This window comes from Wolbachia endosymbiont of Wuchereria bancrofti, from assembly GCF_002204235.2.
GTDB lineage: Bacteria > Pseudomonadota > Alphaproteobacteria > Rickettsiales > Anaplasmataceae > Wolbachia.
The window spans coordinates 1-3,599 of record NZ_NJBR02000098.1 but is presented as its reverse complement, the minus strand read 5'-3'; the positions used below and the strand labels follow the sequence as shown (position 1 = coordinate 3,599).

General features: G+C 36.0%; 4 protein-coding genes and 1 pseudogene. 2 read left to right on the top strand and 3 right to left on the bottom strand.

Features of this window, described 5'->3' with window-relative positions; genetic code table 11:
* On the top strand, window positions 1-833 hold an 833-nt coding region (ubiG, locus tag CCY16_RS05150), incomplete at its 5' end, for a bifunctional 2-polyprenyl-6-hydroxyphenol methylase/3-demethylubiquinol 3-O-methyltransferase UbiG (protein ID WP_245800819.1).
* A gap of 209 nt (window positions 834-1,042) precedes the next feature.
* Here ubiG and CCY16_RS06855 read toward each other — a convergent pair.
* Window positions 1,043-1,222: pseudogene (locus tag CCY16_RS06855) on the bottom strand (TrbC/VirB2 family protein); the annotation flags it as partial.
* A gap of 151 nt (window positions 1,223-1,373) precedes the next feature.
* On the opposite strand from CCY16_RS06855, the gene metG reads away from it, so the two are divergent.
* A complete protein-coding gene (metG, locus tag CCY16_RS05140; RefSeq protein WP_088415482.1) occupies window positions 1,374-2,996 on the top strand; it encodes a methionine--tRNA ligase in 1,623 nt (540 codons plus the stop codon).
* Between the two features lie 32 nt (window positions 2,997-3,028).
* On the opposite strand, the gene CCY16_RS05135 is transcribed toward metG, so the two are convergent.
* Together CCY16_RS05135 and CCY16_RS05735 are read right to left on the bottom strand one after the other, a co-directional pair.
* A complete protein-coding gene (locus tag CCY16_RS05135) occupies window positions 3,029-3,412 on the bottom strand; it encodes a hypothetical protein (protein WP_088415480.1) in 384 nt (127 codons plus the stop codon).
* Window positions 3,409-3,599: hypothetical protein (locus CCY16_RS05735; protein WP_179946087.1), on the bottom strand; the 191-nt coding region annotated here is incomplete at its 5' end. The genes CCY16_RS05135 and CCY16_RS05735, both read right to left, overlap by 4 nt.

Sequence of the window (3,599 nt, the reverse complement as noted above, 5' to 3'; positions counted from 1 at the left end):
CCAGTGGATTAGCAAAAGATATAGTCAAACAATTCCTCGAAACAGAATTTTCAAAAGAAAGCAGACATAAAAAACGCCTCGATAAACTCAGTAATATAGCCTCTTTTAGTAAGAGAAAAAAAGTACAAACTTATAACGGAGATGAGGTGTCAAAATTTGCTAAAATGGTAGGCGAATGGTGGGATGAGAATGGCAAATTCAAGCCATTACACATGATGAATCCTGTGAGAGTATCTTACATTATCGAGAAGATAAAAGAGTTAAAGAAGTGTGATCTAAAGAAATTATCATTGCTTGATGTTGGGTGTGGTGGTGGTATTTTATCAGAATCAATAGCACGCGTCGGCATTAATGTTTTAGGAATAGATGTATGTGAAGAAAACATAAAAGTGGCACAGTCACATGCGAAAAAAGTAGGGTTAAATATAGAATACACACACACTAGCATTGAAGAGCTAAGCAATAATAAAAAATACGATGTAGTTCTATTGATGGAAGTAGTTGAGCATGTGGATAATTTAGAGCTTTTCATAAAAAAAGCAATAGAATTGCTAAAACCAGAGGGACTGATATTTATATCAACAATAAATAGAACTTTTAAATCCTTCTTTCTTGCAATAATTGGTGCAGAGTACATATTAAACTGGCTGCCGAAAGGTACGCACGATTGGAATAAGTTTCTCAAGCCATCAGAGATTGCAAATCACCTAAGGGAAGGCAATGTAACACTGCAAGACATGGCAGGTATGGAGTATAACATAATAAAGAGCGAATGGAATTTAACCAAAGGTGTGGATGTTAACTATATACTTTGTGGTGTGATGAATAGTTAGATTTTACTCATAAAAGTACCATCTTTATTTCCAAAGTAGAAAGAAGAATCAACACATCTTTCCTTATTATTGAACACCAATCCAGGAATGCAGTTTACTCCGCCTCCAGAAATTTCATAACCACCCTGGCCCACGAATTCATACCCAGGAACAATAACACACTTTCCATTCTGCATCATTTGCTTCTCATAGAAGCAGCAAGTCTCTTTTCCTGTTATCGTTCTTGCAATTTTAGATGCACCAAAAAACACAGCAATAAATATATCAGGCGAGAAAAGTGCAGACCAAGGCATTCTTCCAAATATTGTAAGCAAACTTGCACCAATTATTACTATTGTAAAAAGTGGTCCACCTATTCCATGAATGTAATTCACTACATTACATATTACATCTATTACCTTACCAGTTGAGCATAAAGATTATATTAAATATACCCAACCACTTTTCACTGTCATAAATCCGTGGAGCTTGCAATGAAATCCGGTAGTCTATTGATTTTTATCACTAGTATAGGTACGATAGAGCTTTAAGTACTAGATAATGGAGCAATTTGAGAATTTTTACATCACCACGCCAATATATTACGTAAACGACAAACCGCACATTGGTCACGCATATACCTCCCTTATCTGTGATGTTACAGCTAGGTTTATGAAACTAGCTGGAAAAAATGTTAAATTTACTACCGGTACAGACGAACACGGGCAAAAAATTGAAAAAGCAGCTAAAACAAAGGGAATGCATCCAAAAGAATTTACAGATAAAGTGAGCGTTTCATTTAGGAAATTAGCTGAGTTCATAGATTTTCAATATGATGATTTTATTCGCACCACAGAAGAACGTCACGAGAAAGCAGTTGTAGCTTTATGGGATAGGCTTGAAGAGAGGGGACAAATATATCTGGATTCTTATTCAGGTTGGTATTCAGTCCGCGATGAGGCGTTTTATCAGGAATCGGAGCTAATAGATGGCAAAGCACCGACAGGTGCTGAGGTTGAATGGGTAAAAGAAGAGAGCTACTTTTTTCGTTTGTCAAGTTGGCAAAATAAATTACTAGAACTATACAAAAATCAGCCAAATTTTATCTTTCCTGAAAGCAGAAAAAATGAAGTGATATCGTTTGTAAAATCGGGACTGACTGATCTTTCAATTTCTCGCATTAGTTTTAACTGGGGGATAAAAGTGCCAGGAAATGAAAAACACATAATCTACGTTTGGGTAGATGCATTAACTAATTATCTCACATCAATAGGTTTTCCTAACATGGAAAATGAAGAATATAAAAAGTTTTGGGCAGAATCACAGTCTGTTGTCCAAGTAGCTGACACTGAGGTCCAGAAGGAAATACAGATTCCGGCGTCACGCGCTAGAATGACATCGAATCTAGCTGATAACTCCTTCAATATTCATGTAATTGGTAAAGACATATTACGCTTTCACGCTGTATATTGGCCGGCAATTCTCCTTGCAGCAGACTTGCCACTGCCAAAACAAATTGTAGTCCATGGTTGGTGGTTAAATGAGGGAAAAAAAATATCTAAGTCTCTCGGTAATGTCATAGATCCAATTGGCTTAGCTAAGGAGTTTGGTGTTGATCAGCTGCGCTATTTTCTCCTTCGGGAAGCAAGCTTTGGCCAGGATGGTAATTTCAGTAAGAAGAACATGATCAGCCGAATAAATTCAGAACTTGCAAACAATATAGGTAATTTAGTGCAAAGAACAATTTCATTTTTATATAAACGATGCTTTGGAGTTGTACCAACAGTTGACAAAAGCCTACTTAAAGGTGAGGAAGGCCTTCCAAATTACAGAGCTATATTCAATCAAGTAATGGATTATTTATCAAAGTATGAATTTAACCACATCATACTTCTAATTATCAACATTTCCTCCGAAGCCAATACTTATATAGATAAAAGCGCACCCTGGATACTAAACAAAACTGATAGAGAGCGCATAAATCTAGTAATCTACAAACTACTGGAATATATCAGAATAATTGGTATTCTATTACAACCAATTGTCCCGAGATCAGCAGAGGCGATACTCGACCAATTGCAAATCCCGAAAGAACAACGAGATTTAAAATCTCTGTGCGGTGCGTACGTAAGTTCAGGCACTACATTGCATAAACCTACGCCGGTTTTTTTGAGGATTGAGTAGCGATCACATAATATGCCCTCTACTATTTTGCTTTAGGATTTATTTATGCTGGAATTAACAACAAATAATTGAGTTACGTTAACATCATCAAATGATGCTGATAAAGGAGTAGTAGCATAATTATAAAAAACGTAAGGTAAATAACTCATAGCTAAATAAGGCATAACTTTTGTTGCTTGACCAGCAAGCCAATTAATTGCGCTCATTGCTTGATTAAAATAACCATTAACTTTAGTTCCTTCTTCAGTTGGCTGATTCCCTATGCTGGAAACCTCAGTATCTTGACTTTGTGCATCAAAATATAAGTAATATTCTAAATCATTTAAATTTTTGGAAGTTGTAAGACCTAAAAAATCCAAACCATTAGCTTGTTTTCCTTGTCTATTAGAAGGAACCTCAAGATCTAGGTAATTCAAATTGACCTCTTCTTTAGAGATGATTGCTCTTGCTTATCAAAAGGCTCAGTATTCTTTTTAGCAAGACGAGTTTCCTGTTCAGAAATCCTTTCCTTTTGAGCCTGCACTAAAGCATCTTTCCCAGCAAGTTGAGCATCTTCCTCAGAAATAGTGTTATTTTTGCTTATTGCTACAGATGAAAGCGCAA